Source organism: Streptomyces sp. NPDC098101 (assembly GCF_044760185.1).
Classification (GTDB): domain Bacteria; phylum Actinomycetota; class Actinomycetes; order Streptomycetales; family Streptomycetaceae; genus Streptomyces.
The window spans coordinates 81323-106531 of sequence record NZ_JBIWAS010000002.1; the positions used below are offsets into that span (position 1 = coordinate 81323).

Sequence of the window (25209 nt, forward strand, 5' to 3'; positions counted from 1 at the left end):
CCCGGGTGGGAGACCTCCCGTCGGGTACGAGGTCCGGGCCGGGCCGCCGGTAAGGTGGCCCGGTTGTCATATCTGGACGAGCGTCGAACCGGAGATCGTGACTACCACCGCCCCCTCCTCACACCACCTCTCTCCCGCCTTCCCCGGCCGCGCCCCCTGGGGCACCGCCAACAAGCTGCGAGCCTGGCAGCAGGGCGCGATGGAGAAGTACCTCCAGGAGCAGCCCCGCGATTTCCTCGCGGTCGCCACCCCCGGAGCCGGCAAGACCACCTTCGCGCTGACCCTCGCCTCGTGGCTGCTCCACCACCACGTCGTGCAGCAGGTCACCGTGATCGCGCCCACCGAGCACCTGAAGAAGCAGTGGGCCGCGGCCGCCGCGCGCATAGGGATCAAGCTGGACCCGGAGTACAGCGCGGGACCGCTCAGCAAGGAGTACGACGGCGTCGCCCTCACCTACGCGGGCGTCGGCGTCCGGCCCATGCTCCACCGCAACCGCTGCGAGCAGCGCAAGACCCTCGTCATCCTGGACGAGATCCACCACGCCGGAGACTCCAAGTCCTGGGGCGAGGCCTGCCTGGAGGCCTTCGAGCCCGCCACGCGCCGCCTCGCGCTCACCGGCACCCCGTTCCGCTCCGACACCAACCCGATCCCCTTCGTCACGTACGAGGAGGGGAACGACGGCATCCGCCGGTCGTCCGCGGACTACACGTACGGCTACGGCAACGCCCTCGGCGACGGGGTCGTCCGGCCGGTCATCTTCCTCTCCTACAGCGGCAACATGCGCTGGCGCACCAAGGCCGGCGACGAGATCGCCGCCCGCCTCGGCGAGCCGATGACCAAGGACGCGGTCTCGCAGGCCTGGCGCACCGCCCTCGACCCGCGCGGCGACTGGATGCCGAACGTGCTGCGCGCCGCCGACCAGCGGCTCACCGAGGTCCGCAAGTCCATCCCGGACGCGGGCGGCCTCGTCATCGCCTCCGACCAGGAGTCGGCCCGCGCGTACGCCAAGCTGATCCGCGAGATCACCGGCACCCGCCCCACCCTCGTCCTCTCCGACGACACGGGCGCCTCGAACCGCATCGACGAGTTCAGCGGGAGCGAGGACCGCTGGATGGTCGCCGTCCGCATGGTGTCCGAGGGCGTCGACGTCCCCCGCCTCGCGGTCGGCGTGTACGCGACGACGATCTCGACCCCGCTCTTCTTCGCCCAGGCCGTCGGCCGCTTCGTGCGCTCCCGCAGGCGCGGCGAGACCGCGTCCGTGTTCCTGCCCACGATCCCCAGCCTCCTCGGCTTCGCCAACGAGATGGAGGTCGAGCGCGACCACACCCTCGACCGGCCGAAGAAGGCGGGCGAGGACGAGGACCCGTACGCCGAGTCCGAGAAGGAGATGGCGGAGGCCGAGAAGCAGCAGGACGAGGACACCGGCGAGCAGGACATGCTGCCCTTCGAGGCGCTGGAGTCCGACGCCGTCTTCGACCGCGTCCTCTACAACAGCGCCGAGTTCGGGATGCAGGCCCACCCCGGCAGCGAGGAGGAGCAGGACTACCTGGGCATCCCCGGCCTCCTCGAACCCGACCAGGTGCAGCTCCTCCTCCAGAAGCGCCAGGCCCGGCAGATCGCGCACAGCCGCAAGAAGCCGGACACCGAGGCGGACCTCCTGGAGCTGCCCGCCGAGCGGCGGCCCGTCGTCTCCCACAAGGAGATGCTCGAACTGCGCAAGCAGCTGAACACGATGGTCGGCGCGTACGTGCACCAGAGCGGCAAGCCGCACGGCGTCATCCACACCGAGCTGCGCCGGGTCTGCGGCGGCCCGCCGAGCGCGGAGGCCACCGCCGGACAGATCCGGGAGCGGATCAAGAAGGTCCAGGAGTGGGCCACGCGGATGCGCTGAGGCCGCCCACCACCCGCCGCCCACCACCCGCCGTCCGCCGCCCGATGACCAGATGACCGCCGCCCGTCGACCGGAGGCCCGTACACCACGGTGTACGGGCCTCCGCCGTCCCGTCGTGACGCGGGACCGGCACCGGTGCCGGCCCCCACGGCCGGCCTCCGGAACCCCTTCCACGCTACGAGCACGACATAGCCGTTCTTGTCGCCCGAAGTCCTCTCTCCGGCCGACGAAGGTCCCGAAACGTCTCCATCCGGTCGCCGGCGCCCGGATTCTGGACGAGGTCTTCCGCTGAGCGGAGCGGGTCGCTACTGTCCCGGCTCAAAAGCATTCGCCCCGTGGCAGCGCCGCCGCGGAGCGCAGCCGGTGTACCCCTTCCTGCCGGCGGCCTCTGACGTGCGTCGCCGCGGGACCGGCGAGGCAACCCCGTGAGAGTCCCGCCTCCATCTCACTCCGAAGGAGAGGGCGTCGTGACCGCGGAGACCTCCCAGACGCTCGACCGGGGACTCAGAGTCCTCAAACTGCTCGCCGACACCGACCACGGCCTGACGGTCACCGAGTTGTCCAACAAACTCGGCGTCAACCGGACCGTGGTCTACCGCCTCCTGGCCACGCTCGAACAGCACGCCCTGGTCCGCCGCGACCTCGGCGGACGCGCCCGCGTCGGCCTCGGCGTGCTCCGGCTCGGACGCCAGGTCCACCCCCTGGTGCGCGAGGCGGCGCTCCCCGCGCTGCGCTCGCTCGCCGAGGACATCGGGGCGACGGCCCACCTCACCCTGGTCGACGGGGCGGAGGCGCTCGCGGTCGCGGTCGTCGAACCGACCTGGACCGACTACCACGTGGCCTACCGGGCCGGCTTCCGCCACCCGCTGGACCGGGGCGCGGCCGGCCGCGCGATACTCGCCGCCCGCCAGGGCGGCCTGACCGAACCCGGCTACACCCTCACCCACGGCGAACTGGAGGCCGGCGCCAGCGGCGCCGCCGCCCCCCTCGTCGGCGTCACCGGCGTCGAGGGCAGCGTCGGCGTCGTCATGCTCGCCGACGCCGTCCCCGAACGCGTCGGCCCGAGAGTGGTGGACGCGGCCCGAGAGGTCGCGGACGCGCTGCGCTAGGGCGCGCGGCGGATCGGGGAGGGGCGGGGACGGGGATACGCGTACGGGGCGGGCCCCGGCCCCCGTGACCGCCCCCGGTCTGCGGGTCTCGCCCCGGGCCACCCGCGCGGGCCGGGGCCCGTGGCGCCCGTACGGGCCTTGCTCCGTTTCGACCCTGTGGGCCGGAGCCTGTGCCGTTCGTGCGGGGCGGTGTCCGTGCCGCCCCTGTGCGGGCTCCGGCCCGTGCCCGCCCGCGTCCATTCGTTCCTGAGCCGTCTCAGGAGGTCAACAGCGCCCCCAGCGGGGTGCGTTCGTGGCTGACCGACCTGCCCGTGCGGGTCGTCGTCAGGAGGCCCGCCGCGCGGAGCGCCTGCGCGTGGGACGAGGCCGTCGCGTTGCTGACGCCGAGGCGGCGGGCCAGGTCCGTCGTCGTGCGGGGGCCGTCGGACAGCGCGTGCAGGAGCGCGGTGCGGGTCCGGCCGATGACCCCCGCGAGGGCCTCCTCGGGAGACCCGCCGTCCGGGGCGGCGAGCGGCAGCCCCCGTCCCGTCGGGAGGGCGAGGACCACCGGCCGGTCCGGACGTTCCTGGACCAGCGGGCCGCCCCGCCAGTGGAAGGTGGGCAGCAGGACGAGACCGCGCCCGGCGAGCCGCACCTCGCGGCGGACGCCGGAGCCCGGCCACTCCCACACCCCGTCCCGCAGCCGCGAGCCCGGAACCCGGTCCGCCAGGGCCGCGCCGGGCCCCCGCTCGGCGACGGTCAGCGCGTGCCGGGTGAACTCCGCCCGGTGCAGGTCCTGCACCAGCGGCCACACCGGCGCGAGGACCGCCCCGTACGCAGCCCGCTGCGCCCGGTCCAGCGTCCGCCAGGCCCCCGCCTCCCCGCCGTACAGCCCACGGATCCACGGTGGTGCGGCGCCCCGCCCCGCGTACACCCGCTCCAGCTCCGACCGTACGAGCTCCGGCCGGGTCTCCCGCAGCAGCGCGAAGCCCTCTTCCCGGGTCTCGCCGAGAACGTCGAGGAAGGACGGGGGCTCCCCGCCCGGCACCAGGTCCGCGAGCGGCCCCGCCGTGCCCGGCAGGGCGCGCAGGATCCTGCCGCGCCAGCGGCCGAAGAGCAGCTCCTCGTGCGGCGCGCCCAGCATCAGAAGGGCCGCGTGCAGCTCCGCCACCGGGGACGGCCGGGGCGCGAACCGCATCCGGGCGAAGTCCTCCGCCGTGAAGTGGACGCGCAGCATCCGTCCCCCGTTCCCGCCAGCCTTTCGGGCAGGGCCTGAACCCTCGTGCCCGCCCCCGTCCCGGCCAAGGATGCCGGGCATGAACCGTCACCCTTCCTCCGGCCCCGGCCCCGGCCCCGGCCGCCGCACCGTCGCCAAGGCCGCCCTGCTAGGCACCGCCGCCGTCCTGGCCGGTCCCGCCGCCGTCGCCCGCGCCGACCGGCCCCTCGTCCTGCGGCTGCCCGCGCCCACCGGCCCCCACCCCGTGGGCCTGCGCACCTTCGCCCTGACCGACCCCTCCCGCACCGACCCCTGGCAGCCCGAGCCGGGGGAGCCCGGGTTCGGCGCGCGCCAGGTGATGGTCAGCGTCCTGTACCCGGCCCGTACCGTCCGGGGCTTCCCGCGCGCCCCGCAGCTCACTCCCGCCGAGGCCGGGGTCTTCACCGGCCTCGCGCCCCTCGTCCGCCCCGGTCTCCCGGCCGCAGGCGTCGACTGGGGTGCGACCCTCACCCACGGGCACGTCGGCGCGCCCCCGCTCCCGGGGCGCCGCCCGGTGCTCCTGTACAGCCCCGGCGGCGGCGACTCCCGCACCCTGGGCACGACCCTCGCCGAGGACCTGGCGAGCCACGGCCACGTGGTGGTCCTGGTCGACCACCCCGGCGACGCGAGCCAGGTGGAGCTGCCCGACCGGATGCGCGTCACCGTCCTGCGCGGAGAGCCGGACGCGGAGACCTTCCGCACCATGGTCGACACCCGGGTCGCGGACCTCCGCCTCGTCCTCGACCGGCTCGGAAGCCTGCCGCTCGCTCCGGTCATGGACCGGCGCAGGACCGGGATCTACGGGCACTCGGCGGGCGGCACCGCCGCCGTGTCCGCGCTGGCCGGCGACGACCGGATCGCCGCCGGGGCCAACCTGGAGGGGTACCTCGACCTGGACCCCGTGAAGGGCCTCGCCCGGCCGCTGCTCCACTTCCGCACCGACGGCTTCGCGGGCGCCGCCCGCCTCACCGCCTCCTGGGAGGGCGTGCCCGGCCGCCGCGTCCGGCTGACCGGCGCCGGCCACTGGGTCTTCGGCGACCACGCCTTCCTCGTCCCGCGGCTCCGTGCGGCGGGGCTCGTCACGGCCGGGACCCGGGACGCGCTGATCGGTCCCGAGCCTCCGGCCGCTGCGGTCTCCTCCGTACGCCGGGAGCTGCGGTCCTTCTTCGCCCGCCACCTGTCCTGAAGGCCCGGCCCCGCCCCCGTACCCCCGCGCCCCCGGCCCCGTACCCCCGCGCGTCCCAGTAGATTGGACGGGTGCTCTCCCGTCTCTCCCGTCCCCGTGTCCTCGCGCTCGGCGCGCTGCCCGTCGTCGCGCTGTTCGCCGTCGTCGGGCTGGCGCCGCTGCCGTACGCGATCGCGCAGCCCGGTTCGACCGCCGACGTGCTCGGCGAGGACAAGGGGAAGCCGGTCATCACGGTCAGCGGTGCCCCGGTGCGGGAGACCGAGGGGCAGTTGCGGATGACGACGATCCTGGCGACCGGGCCGTCCGCGGACATCCGGTTCGGGGACGTGGCCGACGCCTGGTTCCGGACCGACCGGGCCGTCCTGCCGAAGGGCTCCGTCTATCCCTCGGGGAAGTCGGACGCGGAGATCGAGAAGCGCAACCTCGGCCAGATGAAGCAGTCGCAGGACGCGGCCGCCCTCGCCGCCCTCGGCTATCTGAAGCTGGATCCGGAGAAGGTGAAGGTGACCCTGCACCTCGCCGATGTCGGCGGGCCGAGCGCCGGGCTCCTCTTCTCCCTCGGGATCGTCGACAAGCTCGACGGGGACGGGGACGGCGGCGACCTCACCGGCGGCCGGACCGTCGCCGGTACGGGCACGATCGCGCCCGACGGGAAGGTCGGCGCCGTCGGCGGGGTCTCCCTCAAGACGCAGGCCGCCGCCCGGGACGGCGCCACCGTCTTCCTGGTGCCGAAGGCGGAGTGCTCGGACGCGGAGGCCGAGCTGCCGAAGGGGATGCGGCTCGTCCCCGTCACCGCGCTGGGCGACGCGGTGGCCTCCCTCAGGGCCCTGGAGCAGGGGCAGGACGCGAAGGTTCCGTCCTGCTGATCTGCTCGGCGGGGGCGGCGGGCGCGGCAGGGGCAACGGGCGCGGGCTTCGCGTCCATCTCCCGCCACGCCGGGAACGCCAGTGGAGAGAGCGTCGTCAGGAAGTAGAGCGATCCGACCCCCAGCAGCGTCGCCGTCAGGCCGATCCGCTCGACCAGGAGGCCGGCCGCGAGGCCGCCCAGCGGGGTCGTGAGCAGCACCCCCGCCGTGCTCGCGCCCATGACCCGGCTGCGGAGCCCCTCGGGGACCCGCTCGTACATCACCGTGGACAGGATCGGGTTGAGCACCCCGACGCCGAACCCGGCCGCCGCGAGCGTCACCAGGAGCGGCGCGGTGGTGTCGGTGAGCGCGGCCACGACGTACGGCGGGGCGCCGCCGACCAGGAACCCGGCCGTGAACACGGCCCGGCGCGGGAGGCGTTCCCCGACCGCCCCGTACAGCAGCGCCCCCGCGAGGGCGCAGCCGCCGAAGGCCGCGACGAGCAGGCCCTGGGTGGCGGGGCCGCCCAGGTTCTCCCGGGCGTGGACCGGGAGCAGGACCGAACTCCAGCTCTGGCTCAGGCCGTTGGTCACCATCACCATCACGGTGATGCCGAGCAGCAGCCGGGCGCGGAACAGGAAGGCGTACCCCTCGCGCAGATCGGCCCGATAGCGGGCGGGGGAGAGGCGCGGGCCGTCGCGCACCGGCTCCGCCGCCGGCACCCCGCGCAGTCCGGCCAGGACGAGCAGCGCGGAGAGGACGAAGGTCGCGGAGTCGAGGAGCAGGACCGTGTCGGCGCCCAGGAACGCGACGAGCAGTCCGGCGACGGCGGCGCCCGCCATCCGGGCCCCGCGCGACACCGCGTCGTACAGGCTCGCGGCCCGGGTGAGCGAGGTCCCGGCCCGCCCGGCCAGGTCGGGGACCAGGACGTGCCGGGCCATCTCGCCGGGCGCGTGGCACAGGCCGGTGACCGCCATCAGGGCGCACAGCATCCAGAACCGCAGGGCCCCGGCGTGGTGCAGCAGCGGGATCGCGGCGAGCGCCAGGCCGCAGACCAGGTCGGAGACGACGCTGACCCGGCGGCGGCCGAGCCGGTCGATGACCGGGCCGCCGGCGAGGGCGGAGACGAGGACGGGCAGGGCGGCGCAGAAGGCGACGAGCCCGGCCTTGCCGGGGCTTCCCGTGGTCTCCAGGGCGAACCACGGGACGCCGATGAGGGTGAGCGAATTGCCGGTGATCGAGACGGCGTTGGCGGCCAGGACGGTGGCAAGGGGGCGTACGTCCCCTTGCCCGGTGCTTCCCCCCGGGGCGGTCATGCGGCCAGCGCGACCGGACGGTCGGCGGTCGTCGCGAGCCGCAGGCCCAGTTCGACCATGCGCCAGCCGAGCTGGGCGCGCAGGGAGGGGGACTCCCTGACGGGGCGCGGGCGTCCGGCGGCGCGGTGGGCCTCGGCGGCGGTCAGGGCGTGCAGCTGGAGGTGGATGTCGGCGTGCATGGCGTGTGGTCCTTCCGTACGGGAGGGGGCGTGCTGCTCAGCCTTCGTGCTGCGGGAACGCGTGCAGATGGACCCGTACGCGCTCGGCGTCCGGCGCGTCCTGCTCGGGGGCGGTCCGGTACTCCTCCACCAGGGCGTGCATCTTCTCGCTGAGCTCGCGCAGCTTCGCGGGCGGCAGCCGCAGCGTGAAGTCGCTCATGTCGGAGGCGCCCAGCCACTTCTGCGCCCAGTCGTTCCGGGTGCCGAGGTAGGTGTTGAGCTCCTGGGTGTGGATCGACGCGATCTCGTGGAGGTAGACGTCGACGGCGCCCCGGATCTCCGGGTCCTCGTTCCGGTAGAGCGACTCGTCGAAGACCGTGCCCCCGGGGACCGCCTTCCACCACCGCTCCCGGCCCTTGCCGCGCTCCGGGTCGTCCTCGACGAAGCCGTGCGCGGCGAGCTGGCGCAGGTGGTAGCTGGTCGCCCCGCTGGACTCGCCCAGCCGCTCGGCCAGTTGGGAGGCGGTGGCGGAACCCTGGCGGCGCAGGGCGCGCAGGAGCTGGATGCGGAGGGGGTGGGCGAGGCCGCGCAGGGAACGGGGGTCGAGGGGGCGGACGACGTGCTCCCCGGGGGACCCGCCGGGGGTCTCGGCGGTGTGCTTCTCGGGCTCGGGCATGGCCTGAGCGTAGGCGTGCAAAGAAGTACTTGCAAGGGTTTCTTTGCAAGTACTTCTTTGCGTCGCTTCCTCGTGCGTGCCGGTCCGGCTACGTCAGCGGCTCCCCGCTCGCCGCCTGCTCCACCAGCGGGATGATCCGCAGCGGCACCGGGTTCTCCATCACGATCGCCGTCGACGCCCGCACGATCCCCTCGAACCCCACCACCTTGTCGATCACCCGCTGGAGGTCCGCGTTCGAGCGGGCCACGAGGCGGCAGAGCATGTCCCCGTGCCCCGTGGTCGTGTGCAGCTCCAGGACCTCCGGCACCGTCGCCAGGTGCCCCCGCACGTCCGCGCCCTGCCCCTGCTTGATCTCCAGGGTCGCGAAGGCCGTCACCGGATAGCCGAGCGCCGCCGGGTCCACCTCGGGCCCGAACCCCCTGATCACCCCCGTCCCCTGGAGCCGGTCGAGCCGCGCCTGCACCGTCCCCCGCGCCACCCCCAGGCGCCGGGACGCCTCCAGGACCCCTATGCGCGGCTCGCGCGCGAGCAGCGCGATCAGCCGCCCGTCCAAATGATCGATCGCCACAGCGGCCCCTCCGTAGTCAGGATGTACAAGTCGCCCGACCATCCTGGCGTGTCGCTGTACAGATTGACCAGAGAAGAAGCAAACTCTTGCGCACCTTGCCGAACGACGGGACATTGCTTCCATGACTGAGACCATCGATCACACCCCCTCCACGGCGCGGCAGGCCGATCCCTTCCCCGTGAAGGGAATGGACGCGGTCGTCTTCGCCGTCGGCAACGCCAAGCAGGCCGCCCACTACTACTCCACCGCCTTCGGCATGAAGCTGGTCGCCTACTCCGGACCGGAGAACGGCACCCGCGAGACGGCGAGCTACGTCCTCACCAACGGCGCCGCGCGCTTCGTGTTCACCTCCGTCATCAAGGTCTCCACCGACCGGGGCCGCTTCCTCGCCGAGCACGTCGCCGAGCACGGCGACGGCGTCGTCGACCTGGCGATCGAGGTCCCGGACGCCCGCGCCGCCTACGCGTACGCCGTCGAGCACGGCGCCACCGGCATCACCGAGCCGCACGAGGTGAAGGACGAGCACGGCACCGTCGTCCTCGCCGCCATCGCCACCTACGGCAAGACCCGCCACACCCTGGTCGAGCGCTCCGGCTACGACGGCCCGTACCTCCCGGGCTTCGTCACCGCGAAGCCGATCGTCGAGCCCCCGGCCAAGCGCACCTTCCAGGCCATCGACCACTGCGTCGGCAACGTCGAGCTCGGCAAGATGAACGAGTGGGTCGGGTTCTACAACAAGGTCATGGGCTTCACGAACATGAAGGAGTTCGTGGGCGACGACATCGCGACCGAGTACTCGGCGCTCATGTCGAAGGTCGTCGCGGACGGCACCCTCAAGGTGAAGTTCCCGATCAACGAGCCCGCGATCGCGAAGAAGAAGTCGCAGATCGACGAGTACCTGGAGTTCTACGGCGGCGCCGGCGTCCAGCACATCGCCCTCGCCACCAACGACATCGTCGCCACCGTGCGCGCGATGCGGGCCGCCGGCGTCCAGTTCCTCGACACCCCCGACTCGTACTACGACACCCTCGGCGAGTGGGCCGGCGAGACCCGGGTGCCGGTCGAGATCCTGCGCGAGCTGAAGATCCTCGTCGACCGCGACGAGGACGGCTACCTGCTCCAGATCTTCACCAAGCCGGTCCAGGACCGCCCGACCGTCTTCTTCGAGATGATCGAGCGCCACGGCTCGATGGGCTTCGGCAAGGGCAACTTCAAGGCCCTGTTCGAGGCGATCGAGCGCGAGCAGGAGAAGCGCGGCAACCTCTAGGGGCCGCCCACGCGCGCGAGGGGGTCCGGGGCAGCACCCCGGACCCCCTCGCCGCGCCACCGACCGGGCCGGCCCGGAACCGGCCGCCCGGCCGGACCCGGCGTCCGCCCCCGGCGTTCCGCGGGACACGGGGCCTGTTCGGGACGCCACCCTTCAAGGACGGCCGGGTACGCGCGCGCACCTGACCACACGCACGCGTACCCGGCTGCACGTCCTTCCCGTACGGTCCGCCCGGCCCCGGCACCGCACTGCCCGCGCACCCCGGCCGCACGCCCCCGCCCCGCCTCTACGCGCGCGTGCCCAGGTCCGCGCCCGTCGCCTTCCCCGTCCGTACGGGCTCCGCCGGCAGCGCCCCCTCCGGCAGTTCGGCCGGTGGTTCGCCGAGGGTCGCGAGTGCCGTCGCCGCCCGCGGGGCGTGCAGGGGCGAGAAGGCCGGGTTGATCCGCAGGGCCTCCGCCAGATGGCGACGGGCCGGGCCCCGCAGGCCGAGGGCCCGCTCGACCTCGCCCCGGTGGTAGGAGAAGAGGGCGCTCCGCAGCCCCTCGTCCGTGGCCCGCTTCACGTACTCCAGGGCCTCCTCCGCCCGTCCCGCCCGGAACAGCGCCCACCCCAGCGCGTCCGCCACCCCCACCGACCGGTGCCCCCGCGCCCACTCCGCCCGCAGCCGGACGACCGCCGCCGCCGGGTCGCCGTGGTCCGCGCCGAGCAGCCCGAGCGGCACCTCCGCCCGCGCCCAGGTGCCCGTCCGCAGCCGCTCGTACAGCGCCCGCGCCTCCGCGTCCCGGCCCAGCGACTCGTACAGCTCGCCCGCCTCCAGGACGTACTCCGGCAGCGGCAGCCGGGCCAGGGCCGCCCGCCAGTCCCGTACGGCCTCCTCCGTACGCCCCAGGGCCGCGAGCGCCCGCGCCCGGCCCGCGAGCGAGGGCCCGTGGTCCGGTACGAGCCCCAACGCCGCCCCGTGCCGCTCCAGGGCCTCCTCCGGTTCGCCCCGCTCCCACGCCAGGTCCCCGAGCCGCCCGAGCGCCGCCGCCTTCTCCGCGTCCGCCTCCGCGAGCGCCGCCGCGTCCAGGGCCGCCGCGTCCGCGTCCTCGCGCCAGCCCCGGTCGCGGTAGGTCTGCGCGGCCCGCGCGCGCACCACCGCGCCCGCGTGCAGCTCCTCCAGCTTCTCCATCGCCTTGCGCGCCGACCCGTAGTCCCCGAGGCCGTTGTACGCGTCGATCAGGACCGGGTACGCCGGCCAGCGCCCCGGCTCCGTCTTCCGGACCCGCTCGCCCCACTCCCGGGCGGCCCGCCAGTCGCCCCGCGCCCCCGCGAGGGCCCCCAGACCGAGCTGCGCGGCCGTGTTGCCGCGCGCGGCGGGCCGCTCGGCCAGCGAGCGGCGCAGCGCCTCCTCGGCCCGCGGATAGTCCCGTACGTCCCCGAGGCGCGTCCCGCGCTCCACGTACGCCGTGCCGAGCTCCGCCCAGGACGCCCCGTCGTCCGGGTGCCCGCGCAGCCACTCCTCCCGGTCCGCGATCAGCGCGACCAGGTCCGGGAGCGCCGCCTGCGCGCCCGCGCGGGCCGCGATCACCGCCCGCTCCGCCGGTCCCGGCGGGGGCGGCGTCCCCCGGCCGAGGAACTCCGGGGCGTACAGCAGCGCCGTCGCCGCGAGCACCGCCCCCACTCCGGCGGCGAGGACCGCCCTCGACACGTTCTGGCTCTTCACGGCACTCACTGTGCGCCCGGCGGAGCCGCATACGAAGCGCCCGTCCCGGCGGGTCGGCGACTGTTGGGTCGGTTGTCGGTCGTGGTCGGCCGGGGTGTCCCCCGTTGGGGTGAACGACGCCAGGTTCCCGAGATCTTGTGCCGGACGGAACGCATGATCGCGGCTCCTTTCACTGTTGCCGTGCCTGCCGCGCCTGCCGGGGCCCGGATCCGGGACCGCCTTCGTGTCACCGTGGTCGAGGCGGAGGTCGTACGGCTGATCGGCGAGCACCTGGGTCGCCTTCAACGGGCTGATCTTGCGGTTCGTGTCCGTATCGGCGGGGTCCCGGTCAGGGAGAACCGCAGGGCGGAGCGGAAGAAGAACCTCACCGCGGTGTCCTCCTCCCGCTGGGCGGGCGCGATGACCAGGACGTCGGAGGACCAGTACCAGCTGTCCCTGCGCTGTCTGTTCGATGAGCGGGCCGGTCTGCGCCGGGCGGTGCACACCATCGAGAAGCGGCTCGCGGTGCCGTGCGGGCAGCGGAGCGGCAGGACGCGGGGCTTTGCGGACCAGGGCGAACGGTGGGCCAAGCAGCGACGTCTCGCCATGCTCAAGTCCCGTCTTGCGCAGATCGAGAAACGCGTCGAGGCCGGTCGACCGAGCATCGTCGTGGGCGGCCGGCGCCTGGCGAGGGCGCGGCACAATCTCGCCGGTGCCCGGCTCACCGAGGCGCAGTGGCGGCAGCGGTGGGGCGACGCCCGCCTGTTCCTGACCGCTGACGGCGAGTCCGGCGCACCGTACGGCAACTACACCATCACCGTTGCGCCGGGCGACGGCTCAGTGAGCATCGTGCTGCCCGAGCCGTTGCGACATCTGGCGAACACCCCCCGAGGCCGGTACAAGTTCTCGTGCCCCGTGCGATTCACGCACCGGCGTGAAGAGTGGTTGGACCGGGCCACCGCCAACCGGGCCGTCCGCTACGACATCGTGCACGATCCGGTCCGTGACCGCTGGTACCTGGACGCATCCTGGTCGGCTGACACCGCCGTACCGCCCACTCCGCAGGAGATCCGCGAGGCCGGGCAGAATCTGCTCGGTGTCGACCTGAACGCGACCCACCTTGCCGCGTACGTCCTCGACCCGCACGGCAACCCTGTCGGCGAGCCGGTCACCGTGCCGATCGACCTCACCGGTCCGGCTGCCCAGCGGGACGGGCGGCTGCGGAACGCGATCTCCGAGCTGATCCACATCGCCCGTGCGCACCACTGCTCTGGCATCGCGATCGAGAACCTCGGCTTCGACGATGCCCGCACCACCGGCCGGGAAACGATGGGCCGGGGCAAGCGCGGCAAGACCTTCCGTCGCACAGTGGCCGGCATCCCCACCGCCCGCTTCCGCGAACGGTTGCGCGGCATGGCCCACCACCAGGGCCTGGTGGTGATCGCCGTTGATCCGGCCTACACCAGCGTCTGGGGTGGCCGGTACTGGAAGAACCCGCTCCAGCAGCAGAACCAGCAGACCACTGTCACCAGACACCACGGTGCCTCGGTGACCATCGCCCGACGCGCCCTCGGACACCGGGCACGGCGACGGCCAGGTGTGACCGCACGCGACCGGAGGATCGCGGAGCGGGGAACTACCGGCCAGGCCGTACCCGCCCCGAGGACACGTGGGACCGCGAGCCCACCCAGGACAGCGAGCACGCCCGACGAGGGCGACAAGACTCGACCGCGCCGAGGTGATCAGCTCACGCTGTTCCCCGACCTTCAAGACCGTTCGGAGGGTCACCGGACCAGTCCGGTTCCACGCGATTCGGCCGGCACCGGCCCGCATCGCCAGGAACGGTTCACACCGATGGCCCCAGGTGCCACGCTGGCACCATGGACGATCTCCAGATGCTCCACACGGCCCTGCGCGCCGGACTTCCCGCCGACGCGGTCCTCACCGACCCGGACGTGACGGCCTCCTACGCCCACGACATGGCGAGCTTCTGTACGGCCGGCACCCCCGCGGCCGTCGTGCTCCCGCGCACCGTGGAACAGGTGCAACACGTCATGCGGACCGCGACCGAACTCCGCGTCCCCGTCGTCCCGCAGGGCGCCCGCACCGGGCTGTCCGGCGGCGCCAACGCCACCGACGACTGCGTCGTGCTCTCGCTCGTGAAGATGGACCGGATCCTGGAGATCGACCCCGTCGACCGGATCGCCGTCGTCGAACCGGGCGTGGTCAACGCCGTCCTGTCCCGGGCCGTCGCCGAGCGGGGCCTGTACTACCCGCCGGACCCGTCCAGCTGGGAGACGTGCACCATCGGCGGCAACATCGGCACCGCCTCCGGCGGCCTGTGCTGCGTCAAGTACGGGGTCACCGCCGAGTACGTCCTCGGCCTCGACGTCGTCCTCGCCGACGGACGGCTCCTGACCACCGGCCGCCGCACCGCCAAGGGCGTCGCCGGATACGACCTGACCCGGCTCTTCGTCGGCTCCGAGGGCAGCCTCGGCATCGTCGTGAAGGCCGTCCTCGCCCTCAAGCCGCGGCCCCCGGTCCAGCTCGCGCTCGCCGCGGAGTTCCCCTCCGCCTCCGCCGCCTGCGCCGCAGTCTGCGCGATCATGGAGCGCGGCCACACCCCGTCGCTCCTCGAACTGATGGACCGTACGACCGTCCGGGCCGTCAACGAGCTGGCGCGCATGGGTCTGCCCGACACCACCGAGGCGCTCCTCCTGTGCGCCTTCGACACCCCGGACCCGGCCGCCGACCTCGCCGCCGTCGGCGAGCTGTGCACGGCGGCGGGCGCCACCGAGGTCGTCCCGGCCGCCGACGCCGCCGAGTCCGAACTCCTCCTCCAGGCCCGCCGGCTCTCCCTCACCGCCCTGGAGACCATCAAGTCCGCCACGATGATCGACGACGTGTGCGTGCCCCGCACCCGGCTCGCCGAGATGCTCGACGGCACGGCGGCCGTCGCGGAGAAGTACGGCCTGACCATCGGCGTCTGCGCGCACGCGGGCGACGGCAACACCCACCCCGTCGTCTGCTTCGACCACACCGACGAGGACGAGTCGCGGCGGGCGCGCGAGTCCTTCGACGAGATCATGGCGCTCGGGCTCGCCCTCGGCGGCACGATCACCGGCGAGCACGGCGTCGGCGTCCTCAAGAAGGAGTGGCTGGCCCGCGAGTTGGGGCCGGTCGGTCTCGAACTCCAGCGCGGGATCAAGGCGACCTTCGACCCCCTCGGCCTCCTCAACCCCGGAAAGCTCTTCTGAGGCTCCCCGGAAGGGCCTGCGCACGCGATCAGCGCTCGCCGTCCTGCGACTCGTCCGACGGCCACGGGTCGCGCAGCCACAGGTCGTCGGCGGCCACGGTGGTCGCGAGCAGTTCGACGAGCCCGTCGTCGATGCCGAGCCGCTCCGACTCGGTGCCCGGCGGCACGGCGCGCAGGGTCCGCTCCAGCCAGGCGGACACCTGCGCGGACGGCGCTTCGAGCAGGGCGTCGCCGTCGGGGGAGGAGAGCGCCATCAGGACGACGCCGCGGCCGTCGACCTTGGTGGGCCAGATGCGGACGTCCCCGTGGCCGCAGGCCCGGAAGACGCCCTCGACGAGCAGTTCGCGCGCGAAGGTCCAGTTGACCGGGTGGTCCGTGCCGATGTGGAAGGTGATGTGGACGGCGTACGGGTCGTCGGTCCGGTAGGCGAGCCGCGCGGGCACCGGGACGGCGCGCTCGGGGGAGAGAACCAGCTTCAGCTCCAGCTCGCGCTCGACGGTGGTGTCGTCGGTGTTCTGCATGGTCGTACTCCTTCTCGTGGACGGCCCCGGGTGGGCCTTCACCAGGAGAGAGCGGGATGCCCGCGGCTCATTACGCGACTTCGGGAAGTTTTTTCGGGAAGTTTTTTCCGGCACGTGTGCCCGGGGGAGTCCGGGACATGCTCCTCTGGACGAGGGAACCGGAGGCATCGGCCCGAACATCACGTGGAGTGACCGATTCCGGCGAGTGTCGCCCGAAGGCGGCCTTTCTCTCGGGCTCTTTCTTCCCTCGGCGACGTTCTTCGTTACTGTCATCCCTGGGCGCGGCACGCCCGGCGCGCTGCCGTGCGGATCAAGGGCGTTGTGACTGAACGGAGTCGGGGCAGTGGCTACTCCTCCTGGAGGCGGCGGAGAGGTACCGCAGGCGGGGTACTACCCGGACCCGTCCATTCCCGGGTACATCCGGTACTGGAACGGGGGCGCGTGGGTCCCCGGCACGAGCCGGCCCGCCCCCTCGGACGGCGACGCCCCGCCCCCGCCCGCCGCGGCCCCGGCCGGTCCGCTCCTGGCCCCCGGCCCCGCTCCCGCCCCCACTCCTGCTCCCGCCCCCACTCCTGCTCCCGCCCCCGCGTCGCCCGCCGCCTCCGTACCGGCCCAGGCGCAGGCCCCGGCCCCCGCGCGGGCACAGCCCCCGGCCCAGGAGCAGCCCCGGGCCCAGGCGTCCGCGCACGTGCCCGCCCAGAGCCAGGCGCCCGCCCCGGCGCCCACGCCCGTGGCCGCGCAGGCCGCCCGGGCCGAGTCCCCGGCGCCCGTTCGGACGTCCGCCCCCGCCCCCGTACCCGCCGTGGAGGAGACCGGGCCCGTCTTCCTCGACGAGGAACCGGCCCCGGCCGAGCCCGCCTCGGCCTGGCAGGCCGACACCTCCCGGCAGACCGGCTTCGGCGGCGACCGCGACCAGAAGGTCTCCTGGGGAGCGCCCCGGTCCCCCGATCCGCGCACCCCGGCGGAGTGGCCGGTCGCGGGCGAGCAGGCCGAACCCCAGGCCCCGGCCCAGGCGTCCGCCCCCGCACAGGCCCAGGCGCCCGCCCCGGTGCGGCCGGTGGACCCCCGTCCGGCCGGAGGAGCGGCACGCCTCGGCGGTATGCCCGTCACGCCGATCCCCACCCCGGCGCCCCGGCCCGCACCGCAGCCGGCCCCGGAGCCCGCCCCCGCTCCCGTCACTCCGGCCTGGGCCCAGCCGCAGGCACAAGCACAACCCCAGCCGCAGGCACAGCCCCAGCCCGCATCCCCGTCCCCGGCCCCGTCGCAGGAGCAGCAGCCGCCCGTCGTCCCCTGGAAGCCGCCCGTCGAGGACCCCTTCCTCCAGGCGGCCCGCGCGCAGGCCTCCGCGCGTCCCGCCGGGCTCGGCAGGCGCCTGCTCGCCCGTCTGATCGACTCCGCCGTCACGGGCGCCCTCGCCGGCGCGGCCGCCTTCCCCTTCCTCACCGCCGCGCTCGACCACATCGAGGGCAAGATCGAGGCGGCCCGGCAGTCCGGCACCACCGTCCAGGTCTGGCTGGTGGACTCGACGACCTCCGTCCAGTTCGGCATCGCGCTCGCCGCCCTCGTCGTCATCGGGATCCTGTACGAGGTGCTGCCGACCGCCAAGTGGGGCCGCACCCTCGGCAAGAAGCTCTGCGGGATCCAGGTGCGGGACATCGAGGCGCACGAGCCGCCGACGTTCGGCGGGTCCCTGAAGCGCTGGCTGGTGTACGGCGTCCTGGGCCTCCTGGCCGTCGGCGTCCTCAACGTCCTGTGGTGCGTCTTCGACCGGCCCTGGCGCCAGTGCTGGCACGACAAGGCCGCCCGCACCTTCGTGGCGCGCTGACCCGACGGAGGGCGGGGCCGGGGTCGGGGCCGGGTCCCCCGAACGGGCGGTGATTCCTTGCGGGGGCGTTCCGCCCGGGATGCACTGCCCCCATGAGCACCGACCAGCCGCCGCCCGGTCCGCCCCCCGACGAGGACCCGTTCCGCAAGGGGCCGCAGGAGCCCCCGCCGCCGTACGGGGGCGACCAGCCGCCCCCCGGCGGTCCGCCGCCCGGTGGCCCGCCCTCGGGCGGGCCGCCTCCGGGCAGCCCGCCGCCCGGGAACCCGTACGGCTCCCCGTACGACAACAACATGCCCCCGCCCCCGCCCCCGTACGGAGGCGGCTACGGCGGTGGTTACGGCGGGACCGATCCGCTCGCCGGGATGCCGCCGCTCGCCGACTCCGGGCGGCGCATCCTCGCCCGGCTCATCGACTGGGTCATCGTCGCGGTGCCGCTCGCGATCATCGGCATCCCGTTCAAGGTCTACGACCGGGTGTCGTCCGACGACGACTTCGGCGACGCGGTCAGCAGCTTCAACGGCGGGGGCCAGCTGGTCTTCCAGCTCATCACGATCGTCGCGTACGTCGCCTACGACACGATCCTGACGGCCAGGAACGGCCAGACCCTCGGCAAGAAGCTGATGAAGCTGCGGGTCGCGATGCTCAACGACGGCTCGACGCCCCCGATGAGCCAGTCGCTGCTGCGCGCCGTCGTGCTGTGGCTGCCCGCGCTGATCTGCTGCGCCTGCCTGTGGCCGCTGCTCCTGCTGATCCTGATCCTGGTCGACAAGCCCTACAAGCAGGGCCTGCACGACAAGGCGGCGAAGACGGTGGTGGTCTCCGTCCCGCGGTAAGCCCCCCGAAACACGGACGTCGTCCACGTCACGAAGAGATCCGGGTCCCGGTCCTCCCGCCCACGCGCGCGGCCGGCACCCGGATCTCTTCGTTCCCGGAAGTACCGGAAGTACCGGAAGCGGGCGCGGTCGGCGCGGAGGTCTTGACGGACCCCGCCCGCCCCGGCATCCTCACCGCCACGAGGACGCCGAGCAGCAGCCCGACGGCACAGGCCGCGGCGATGCCGGGGACCGTCGTCGTGCCGGTGAGCAGCAGCAGGGCGACGGTCGCGAGGACGACGGTGGCCGAACCACAGGTGAGCTGTGCGGCGTTCGGACGCTGCATGACGAATACCCGCCCCTCAAGACAACGGTGCGACTCTACGACGGTGGATGCCCGGGTGGAGCGAGGGGTAAGCCCGACCGCGGCCGGTGCCGGTGCACGGGGGGCGCACAGGGTCACGTGATCGTCAAAAATTCTTCACGACGCGCCCATGGGGCGTCCGATTACCGGAAATCGGCTCCTGCATAGTGCAGTTGGTATGTGCAAGTCAAGGTCTGTCTTTTCTGGTCTCACTCCGGTCGAATGTCGTCACTTGTGACGCGCGACCCGCCGGGCGGACACCCCACCTCCGGTCCGCGAGTGCGGTCGCCGGGGAGGACTACATCAAGTGACCAACAGACGACGGGCGATCAGAACGTCCGCAGTCGTCGTGGCGCTCGCGGCCACCGCCGCCACCGCCTCGACGTTCACCACCGCGTGGGCCAACAACGACGGCAACGTCACGCCGGCCGACGTCCGCCACGACCCGGCGCCCGGCGCGCCCGGCGCGGGCATCGACAAGACGGCGGTCGACCACGACCTCGAAGGCCCCTACAGCGAGCAGCAGGCGCAGCAGCGCAAGGCCGCCCTGGAGCAGGTGCTGAGCGGCAAGAAGAAGGTCGAGCGCCGCGGTGGTTCCCAGGTCGTCAAGCTCGACAGCAAGAAGTACGTCGAGCTGGGCCGCGAGAAGACCGACAAGATCTTCACGATCCTCGTCGAGTTCGGCGACAAGGTGGACAACACCACCCTCGTCGACCGCGCCGACGACGACACGACCGAGCCGAAGCCGAAGTACGGCGGCACGCCCGGCCCGCTGCACAACCAGATAGCCAAGCCGAACCGCAAGAACGACAACTCCACGGCCTGGCAGAAGGACTACAACCAGAAGCACTTCCAGGACCTGTACTTCGGCACCGGCAAGGACGCCAAGGGACAGCCCAAGGAGTCGCTCAAGACCTACTACGAGAAGACCTCGTCCGGCCGTTACTCGGTCGAGGGCGGCGTCTCCGACTGGGTCAAGGTCGAGTACAACGAGGCCCGTTACGGCTCGAACTACTGCGGCAACAGCAACTGCGCCAACGTCTGGGACGCCGTCCGCGACGGCGTCACCGCGTGGACCGCCGACCAGAAGGCCAAGGGCCGCACCGACGCCCAGATCAAGGCCGACCTGGCGCAGTACGACCAGTGGGACCGGTACGACTTCGACGGCGACGGCAACTTCAACGAGCCCGACGGGTACATCGACCACTTCCAGATCGTCCACGCGGGCGAGGACGAGTCGGCGGGCGGCGGCGCCCAGGGCGGCGACGCCCTGTGGGCCCACCGCTGGTACGCCTACGGCACCAACGCGGGCAAGACCGGCCCGGCGAACAACAAGGCCGGCGGCACGCAGATCGGCGACTCCGGCATCTGGGTCGGCGACTACACGATGCAGCCGGAGAACGGCGGCCTCGGCGTCTTCGCGCACGAGTACGGCCACGACCTCGGTCTGCCGGACCTGTACGACACCTCCGGCCTCCCCGGCGCCGAGAACTCGACCGGCTTCTGGTCGCTCATGTCCTCCGGCTCCTGGCTCGGCCGCGGCAAGGACGCCATCGGCGACCTGCCCGGCGACATGAACGCCTGGGACAAGCTGCAGCTCGGCTGGCTGAACTACACCAAGGTCGCCAACGAGGCCCGCAAGTGGAACTCCACCCACAAGCTGGGCGTCGCCGAGTACAACACCAAGAACCCGCAGGCGCTCGTCGTCGAGCTGCCGAAGAAGCAGGTCACCACCGAGATCGTCGCGCCCGCCGAGGGTGCCACGCAGTGGTGGAGCGGTATGGGTGACGACCTCAAGAACACCCTGACCCGCTCGGTCGACCTCACCGGCAAGACGTCCGCCTCCCTGGAGCTCCAGGGCTGGTACGACATCGAGCTCGACTACGACTACCTGTACGCCGAGGTCTCGACGGACGGCTCCAACTGGACCGCCCTGGACGGCACCGCCGACGGCAAGCAGATCCCGCGCGACGCCAGCGGCGCCCCGGCGCTGACCGACGTCTCCGGCGCCCACAAGAAGCTGGTCTACGACCTGTCCGCCTACGCGGGCAAGAAGTTCGACCTCCGCTTCCGCTACCAGACGGACGGCGGCGCGGGCGGCAAGGGCTTCACCGCCGACGCCATCACCGTGAAGGCCGACGGCGCCGCCGTGTTCTCCGACAACGTCGAGAACGGTGACAACGGCTGGGCCGCCAAGGGCTTCTCCCGCGTCGGCAAGGGCTTCACCAAGGCCTACGAGCAGTACTACATCGCCGAGAACCGCCAGTACGTCTCGTACGACACGACCCTCAAGGTCGGCCCGTACAACTTCGGGTTCACCGGCGAGAAGTCGACCTGGGTCGAGCACTACCCGTACCAGAACGGTCTGCTCATCTGGAAGTGGGACCTCTCCCAGAAGGACAACAACACCGCGGTCCACCCGGGCCAGGGTCTGATCCTTCCGGTCGACGCCCACCCGTCCCCGCTGAAGTGGAAGGACGGCACCCTGATGCGCAACCGCGTCCAGGCGTACGACTCCACCTTCGGCACCTACAGGACCGACGCCCTCCAGCTCCACAAGGCGGACGTCGCGACCTTCGTGCCGTCGCTCAAGGGCAACCCGGTCTTCGACGACCGGAAGGGCACCTACTGGTTCCAGGAGACCGCTCGCGCCGGTGTCCAGGTAACTGACACCAACACCAAGATCGAGGTCGTCAAGGAGCCGAAGAACGGCGAGACGATCACGGTCCGCGTGGGTCCGTCGACGAAGTAATCGGTAAAACCGCAGGTCAAAGCGTGATCGGCCGTCGCCCCCTAGCGGGCGGCGGCCGATCGTGTTTAGGTGCGTCTGACGCTTTTCTTATTGACACCGACCACGGGGGAGTGGTTCCACATGCCCAACGGAGGGTTCTGCAAGCTGCCGGGAGGCAGCGTGGTCGTGGCCATAGGGCTGCCCAGCCCGGCCGGCGACGGCGCCACGGTCCGCTTCCTGGTCCACGCGGCGAACCGGGCCCGCGCCCTGACCCGGCTGCGGAACCTGGGACTGCGCGCGGTCTACCTCCGGGGCAACACCGAGCCGCCCACGCCGGACGAGGTCACCGCCGTCCTGCACCACCCGGACGGCCTGCTGTGGAGATCCACCCCGGGCGCCGCCCAGGAGCTCTGGCACCCGGCGCGCTCCCTGCCCAGGGAACCGGCCGTGCGGGAGGCGCCCGCCGCGGCCGTGCCCCGGGGCCGCGCCGCCTAGGGCCCCCTCCGGGGCCTCAGACCACCGGCTTCCCGGTCAGCCGCACGCCCGCCGCCCGCAGCTCCTCCAGGGCCCGCTCCGTCGTCCCCTCCGCCACGCCCGCCGTCAGGTCGAGCAGCACGTGGGTCCGGAAGCCCTCCCGGGCCGCGTCCAGGGCCGTCGCCCGGACGCAGTGGTCGGTGGCGATGCCCACCACGTCGACCTCGGCGACGTCCCGCTCGCGCAGCCACTCCGCGAGCGTCAGGCCGTTCTCGTCGCGCCCCTCGAAGCCGCTGTACGCGGCGTCGTAGGCGCCCTTGTCGAAGACGGCGTCGATCGCCCCGCTGGCGACGGCGGGCGCGAAGTTGGGGTGGAAGCCGACGCCCTCCGTGCCCGCCACGCAGTGCACGGGCCAGGAGGTGACGTAGTCCGGGTCCTCGCCGGGCGCGGCGAAGTGCGCCCCCGGGTCCACGTGGTGGTCGCGGGTGGCGACGACGTGCCGGTAGGAGGTGCCCGCCGTCTGGCCGACCAGGTCGGTGATGGCGGCGGCGACGTCCGCCCCGCCCCGCACCGCGAGGCTGCCGCCCTCGCAGAAGTCGTTCTGAACGTCCACAACGATCAATGCGCGGTGCATGGCGGGTGTCCTTCGGGCGTCGGAGGGGGTGGGATCGAGCCTAGAGACTTCCCCTCCCCTTCGGGAGGGGGCGCCCCGGGCCACTACGGCGGCTACGCCGTCCTGCGGAGGCGTACGGACCGGACGCTCGGGCGTCAGACGTACTCGGTCGGCAGCACCGGCTCGCCGCGCGACAGCTGGACCGCCGACATCGGCAGCCCGGCGCGGGCCGCGATGTGCCGGGCCCTGGCGGCCTCCAGCGGCTCGCGGCCCACCACCTGGCCGCCCTTGACCAGCTCGACCAGGAGCTGCCGGTCGGCGAGGTCCGCCGGGACGGGTCCGGTGCCCACGACCTCCGCCTCGGCGACGCCGTCCGCACCGGTCCTGCGGGCCGCCCACTTGCGCCCGCCGACCGAGGCCTTGCCGCCCAGGGACTTCTTGGCGACCGGCACCAGCGGCGCCTTCGGGTCGGCCGAGGCGGCCCGGGCGACCAGCTTGTAGACCATGGAACAGGTCGGGTGGCCGCTGCCGGTGACCAGCTGCGTGCCCACCCCGTACGCGTCGACCGGGGCCGCCGCGAGCGAGGCGATGGCGTACTCGTCCAGGTCCGAGGTGACCACGATCCGGGTGTCCCGGGCGCCCAGCTCGTCCAGCTGCGCCCGCACCCGGTGGGCGACGAGCAGCAGGTCCCCGGAGTCGATCCGGACGGCCCCGAGCTCCGGCCCGGCCACCTCGACGGCGGTCCGGACGGCCTCGGCCACGTCGTAGGTGTCGACCAGCAGGGTCGTGCCGCGCCCCAGGGTCTCGACCTGGGCCCGGAAGGCGTCCCGCTCGCTGTCGTGGAGCAGGGTGAAGGCGTGGGCGGAGGTGCCGACGGTCGGGATGCCGTAGCGGAAGCCGGCCGCCAGGTCCGAGGTGGAGTCGAAGCCGCCGACGTAGGCGGCGCGGGAGGCGGCGACGGCTGCCAGCTCGTGGGTGCGCCGGGCGCCCATCTCGATCAGGCCCCGTCCGCCGGCCACGGCCGACATGCGGGAGGCGGCGGCCGCGATGGCCGAGTCGTGGTTGAGGATCGAGAGGATCACGGTCTCCAGGAGCACGCACTCCGCGAAGGAGCCCTCGACCCGCAGGACGGGGGAGCCGGGGAAGTACGCCTCGCCCTCGGGGTAGCCCCAGATGTCGCCGGAGAAGCGGTAGCGGGACAGCCACTCCAGGGTCGGCTCGTCGACGATGGAGCGCTCGCGCAGGAACTCCAGGACGGCCGGGTCGAAACGGAAGTTCTCGACGGCGTCCAGGACGCGTCCGACGCCCGCGAGGACCCCGTAGCGCCGCCCCTCGGGCAGCCTCCGGGTGAAGACCTCGAAGACGGAGCGCCGGTCGGCGGTGCCGGCCGCGAGGGCCGCCCGGAGCATGGTCAGCTCGTACTGATCGGTGAAGAGCGCGGTCGACGGCACGTCCACCGGCAGCCCAAGGTCCGCAGCGTTCATGGCAGTGATGCTAGCGCAGAAATCGTCAGAGTGACGATTTCTGGTTCCGGGCCCGCGCCGGAGACGGGGCCCGTTTGTGCGGGGGACCCCCGGGGATGGCAGCATGGGGGGAGTGAGCGTCGCGCCTATCGAGATCGAACGTACGGACCCGGCCGAGGAGGTCTCGGCGGTCGTCGAACCGGACGTGCCCTGGGTGACCCTCGTGCACAACGACCCGGTCAACCTGATGAGCTACGTGACCTACGTCTTCCAGTCGTACTTCGGATACTCCAAGGACAAGGCGCACAAGCTGATGCTCGACGTGCACCACAAGGGCCGCGCGGTGGTCTCCAGCGGCACCCGCGAGGAGATGGAGCGGGACGTGCAGGCGATGCACGGCTACGGCCTCTGGGCGACCCTCACCCAGGACCGCGGCTGATGGCCGGCCGCTTCGAGGCCCTGGCCGGCGGCGGCGCGGCCGTCGCCCTCGACGACGTCGAGATCTCCATCCTCCGCTCCCTCGCCGTGCAGCTCATGGAGCTGATCGGGCCGGGCGACGAGCCCGCCGCCGACGCGGACCCGCTGGCCGCGCTCTTCGCCGAGGGCCCCAGCGAGCCCCCGTCCGACCCCGCCCTGCGGCGCCTCTTCCCCGACGCGTACGGGGACGACACCGAGGAGCTGCGGGCGGCCGCCTCCGACTTCCGCCGCTACACCGAGAACGACCTGCGGGCCCGCAAGCGCGAGGACGCCCTCGTGATGGTGCGCGCCCTGGACTCCCTCTCCGCCGAGGCGGCGGGGGAGGGCGGCGCGGTCCTCAAGCTCGGTCCGGACGAGTCCCGGGCCTGGCTCGGCACGCTCAACGACCTCCGGCTGACCATCGGGACCCGTCTGGAGGTCGCGGACGACGAGGAGAGCGAGCGGCTCTACCGGCTGCCGGACTCCGACCCGCGCAAGCCGATGGTGATGGCGTACCTCTGGCTGGGGGCGCTCCAGGAGTCCCTCGTGGAGACCCTGCTCTCCTCCTGAGGGACCCGCCGGTGTCGCGGCGACACGGACTGTTCGCTCAGCGGACGCTCAAATCCGGATAACGAATGCGTTATCAGAGCGTCCGCTTGACCCTCTTGAATCCGGTACGTCCGTATTTTTATGTGACCCGCGCCACGCGCAACTCCCTCGATCGCCGCCCACCCCGTGATAAATCTTCACGACCGCTCGGG

The 25209-nt window shown here is 73.1% G+C and carries 23 protein-coding genes; 13 read left to right on the forward strand and 10 right to left on the reverse strand.

Features of this window, described 5'->3' with window-relative positions; genetic code table 11:
• Positions 1-94: 94 nt before the first annotated feature.
• Together ACIQVI_RS07545 and ACIQVI_RS07550 are read left to right on the forward strand one after the other, a co-directional pair.
• Complete coding sequence (locus tag ACIQVI_RS07545; protein WP_351973998.1) at positions 95-1891, forward strand: DEAD/DEAH box helicase; 1797 nt, start codon at positions 95-97, stop codon at positions 1889-1891.
• Between the two features lie 467 nt (positions 1892-2358).
• Positions 2359-3000 (forward strand): IclR family transcriptional regulator, encoded by a 642-nt coding sequence (locus ACIQVI_RS07550; RefSeq protein ID WP_053648453.1) that lies wholly within the window; start codon positions 2359-2361, stop codon positions 2998-3000.
• Between the two features lie 256 nt (positions 3001-3256).
• Here ACIQVI_RS07550 and ACIQVI_RS07555 read toward each other — a convergent pair whose 3' ends face one another.
• On the reverse strand, positions 3257-4216 hold the full coding sequence (locus tag ACIQVI_RS07555) for an ArsR/SmtB family transcription factor (RefSeq protein WP_403592458.1): 960 nt from the start codon (positions 4214-4216) through the stop codon (positions 3257-3259).
• Positions 4217-4295: 79 nt separating this feature from the next.
• On the opposite strand from ACIQVI_RS07555, the gene ACIQVI_RS07560 reads away from it, so the two are divergent.
• Together ACIQVI_RS07560 and ACIQVI_RS07565 are read left to right on the forward strand one after the other, a co-directional pair.
• Positions 4296-5420 carry an alpha/beta hydrolase family protein gene (locus tag ACIQVI_RS07560; protein WP_403592461.1) on the forward strand — a complete coding sequence of 375 codons (1125 nt, stop codon included), beginning with the start codon at positions 4296-4298 and terminating at the stop codon, positions 5418-5420.
• Positions 5421-5491: 71 nt separating this feature from the next.
• A complete protein-coding gene (locus ACIQVI_RS07565; RefSeq protein ID WP_121833493.1) occupies positions 5492-6286 on the forward strand; it encodes a S16 family serine protease in 795 nt (264 codons plus the stop codon).
• Here the strand turns inward: ACIQVI_RS07565 and ACIQVI_RS07570 are convergent.
• From ACIQVI_RS07570 to ACIQVI_RS07585, 4 genes are all read right to left on the reverse strand, one after another.
• Positions 6240-7580 carry an MFS transporter gene (locus ACIQVI_RS07570; RefSeq protein WP_403592464.1) on the reverse strand — a complete coding sequence of 447 codons (1341 nt, stop codon included), beginning with the start codon at positions 7578-7580 and terminating at the stop codon, positions 6240-6242. The two genes, ACIQVI_RS07565 and ACIQVI_RS07570, sit on opposite strands and share 47 nt — an antisense overlap.
• Positions 7577-7759 (reverse strand): hypothetical protein, encoded by a 183-nt coding sequence (locus ACIQVI_RS07575; protein WP_403592467.1) that lies wholly within the window; start codon positions 7757-7759, stop codon positions 7577-7579. The genes ACIQVI_RS07570 and ACIQVI_RS07575 overlap by 4 nt, the downstream gene beginning before the upstream one ends.
• Positions 7760-7796: 37 nt before the next feature.
• A complete protein-coding gene (locus ACIQVI_RS07580) occupies positions 7797-8414 on the reverse strand; it encodes an ArsR/SmtB family transcription factor (RefSeq protein ID WP_403592470.1) in 618 nt (205 codons plus the stop codon).
• An 88-nt stretch (positions 8415-8502) separates the two neighbouring features.
• Positions 8503-8982 (reverse strand): Lrp/AsnC family transcriptional regulator, encoded by a 480-nt coding sequence (locus tag ACIQVI_RS07585; protein WP_403592473.1) that lies wholly within the window; start codon positions 8980-8982, stop codon positions 8503-8505.
• A gap of 121 nt (positions 8983-9103) precedes the next feature.
• Here ACIQVI_RS07585 and hppD point away from each other — a divergent pair, with 121 nt between their 5' ends.
• Entirely contained in the window at positions 9104-10249 is a 1146-nt protein-coding gene (gene hppD / locus ACIQVI_RS07590) for a 4-hydroxyphenylpyruvate dioxygenase (RefSeq protein WP_351973675.1), read from the forward strand.
• A 286-nt stretch (positions 10250-10535) separates the two neighbouring features.
• Here hppD and ACIQVI_RS07595 read toward each other — a convergent pair whose 3' ends face one another.
• On the reverse strand, positions 10536-11954 hold the full coding sequence (locus tag ACIQVI_RS07595; protein ID WP_403592477.1) for a tetratricopeptide repeat protein: 1419 nt from the start codon (positions 11952-11954) through the stop codon (positions 10536-10538).
• A gap of 231 nt (positions 11955-12185) precedes the next feature.
• On the opposite strand from ACIQVI_RS07595, the gene ACIQVI_RS07600 reads away from it, so the two are divergent.
• Positions 12186-13892 (forward strand): hypothetical protein, encoded by a 1707-nt coding sequence (locus tag ACIQVI_RS07600; RefSeq protein ID WP_403592480.1) that lies wholly within the window; start codon positions 12186-12188, stop codon positions 13890-13892.
• On the forward strand, positions 13814-15190 hold the full coding sequence (locus tag ACIQVI_RS07605; RefSeq protein WP_403592483.1) for an FAD-binding oxidoreductase: 1377 nt from the start codon (positions 13814-13816) through the stop codon (positions 15188-15190). The genes ACIQVI_RS07600 and ACIQVI_RS07605 overlap by 79 nt, the downstream gene beginning before the upstream one ends.
• A gap of 28 nt (positions 15191-15218) precedes the next feature.
• On the opposite strand, the gene ACIQVI_RS07610 is transcribed toward ACIQVI_RS07605, so the two are convergent.
• Positions 15219-15710: an SsgA family sporulation/cell division regulator gene (locus tag ACIQVI_RS07610; protein ID WP_351969456.1), complete on the reverse strand. Its 492-nt coding sequence runs from the start codon at positions 15708-15710 to the stop codon at positions 15219-15221.
• Between the two features lie 343 nt (positions 15711-16053).
• Here ACIQVI_RS07610 and ACIQVI_RS07615 point away from each other — a divergent pair, with 343 nt between their 5' ends.
• Complete coding sequence (locus tag ACIQVI_RS07615; protein ID WP_403592488.1) at positions 16054-17535, forward strand: RDD family protein; 1482 nt, start codon at positions 16054-16056, stop codon at positions 17533-17535.
• 92 nt (positions 17536-17627) lie between these two features.
• Positions 17628-18368: an RDD family protein gene (locus ACIQVI_RS07620; RefSeq protein WP_403592491.1), complete on the forward strand. Its 741-nt coding sequence runs from the start codon at positions 17628-17630 to the stop codon at positions 18366-18368.
• A gap of 28 nt (positions 18369-18396) precedes the next feature.
• Here the strand turns inward: ACIQVI_RS07620 and ACIQVI_RS07625 are convergent, their stop codons facing one another.
• Positions 18397-18693 (reverse strand): hypothetical protein, encoded by a 297-nt coding sequence (locus tag ACIQVI_RS07625; RefSeq protein WP_403592494.1) that lies wholly within the window; start codon positions 18691-18693, stop codon positions 18397-18399.
• A gap of 325 nt (positions 18694-19018) precedes the next feature.
• Between ACIQVI_RS07625 and ACIQVI_RS07630 the strand changes: the two genes are divergently transcribed.
• Both ACIQVI_RS07630 and ACIQVI_RS07635 read left to right on the forward strand, forming a co-directional pair.
• Positions 19019-21463, forward strand: a complete 2445-nt coding sequence (locus ACIQVI_RS07630; RefSeq protein ID WP_403592497.1) for an immune inhibitor A domain-containing protein — start codon at positions 19019-19021, stop codon at positions 21461-21463.
• A gap of 120 nt (positions 21464-21583) precedes the next feature.
• Entirely contained in the window at positions 21584-21937 is a 354-nt protein-coding gene (locus tag ACIQVI_RS07635; RefSeq protein ID WP_053645628.1) for a hypothetical protein, read from the forward strand.
• A gap of 16 nt (positions 21938-21953) precedes the next feature.
• Here ACIQVI_RS07635 and ACIQVI_RS07640 read toward each other — a convergent pair whose 3' ends face one another.
• Positions 21954-22550 (reverse strand): nicotinamidase, encoded by a 597-nt coding sequence (locus ACIQVI_RS07640; RefSeq protein WP_351969450.1) that lies wholly within the window; start codon positions 22548-22550, stop codon positions 21954-21956.
• A 134-nt stretch (positions 22551-22684) separates the two neighbouring features.
• A complete protein-coding gene (locus ACIQVI_RS07645) occupies positions 22685-24013 on the reverse strand; it encodes a nicotinate phosphoribosyltransferase (RefSeq protein ID WP_351969449.1) in 1329 nt (442 codons plus the stop codon).
• A gap of 103 nt (positions 24014-24116) precedes the next feature.
• Here ACIQVI_RS07645 and clpS point away from each other — a divergent pair, with 103 nt between their 5' ends.
• Together clpS and ACIQVI_RS07655 are read left to right on the forward strand one after the other, a co-directional pair.
• Positions 24117-24431: an ATP-dependent Clp protease adapter ClpS gene (gene clpS / locus ACIQVI_RS07650; protein WP_351969448.1), complete on the forward strand. Its 315-nt coding sequence runs from the start codon at positions 24117-24119 to the stop codon at positions 24429-24431.
• Positions 24431-25018, forward strand: a complete 588-nt coding sequence (locus ACIQVI_RS07655) for a DUF2017 domain-containing protein (protein ID WP_351969447.1) — start codon at positions 24431-24433, stop codon at positions 25016-25018. The genes clpS and ACIQVI_RS07655 overlap by 1 nt, the downstream gene beginning before the upstream one ends.
• Positions 25019-25209 lie beyond the last annotated feature (191 nt).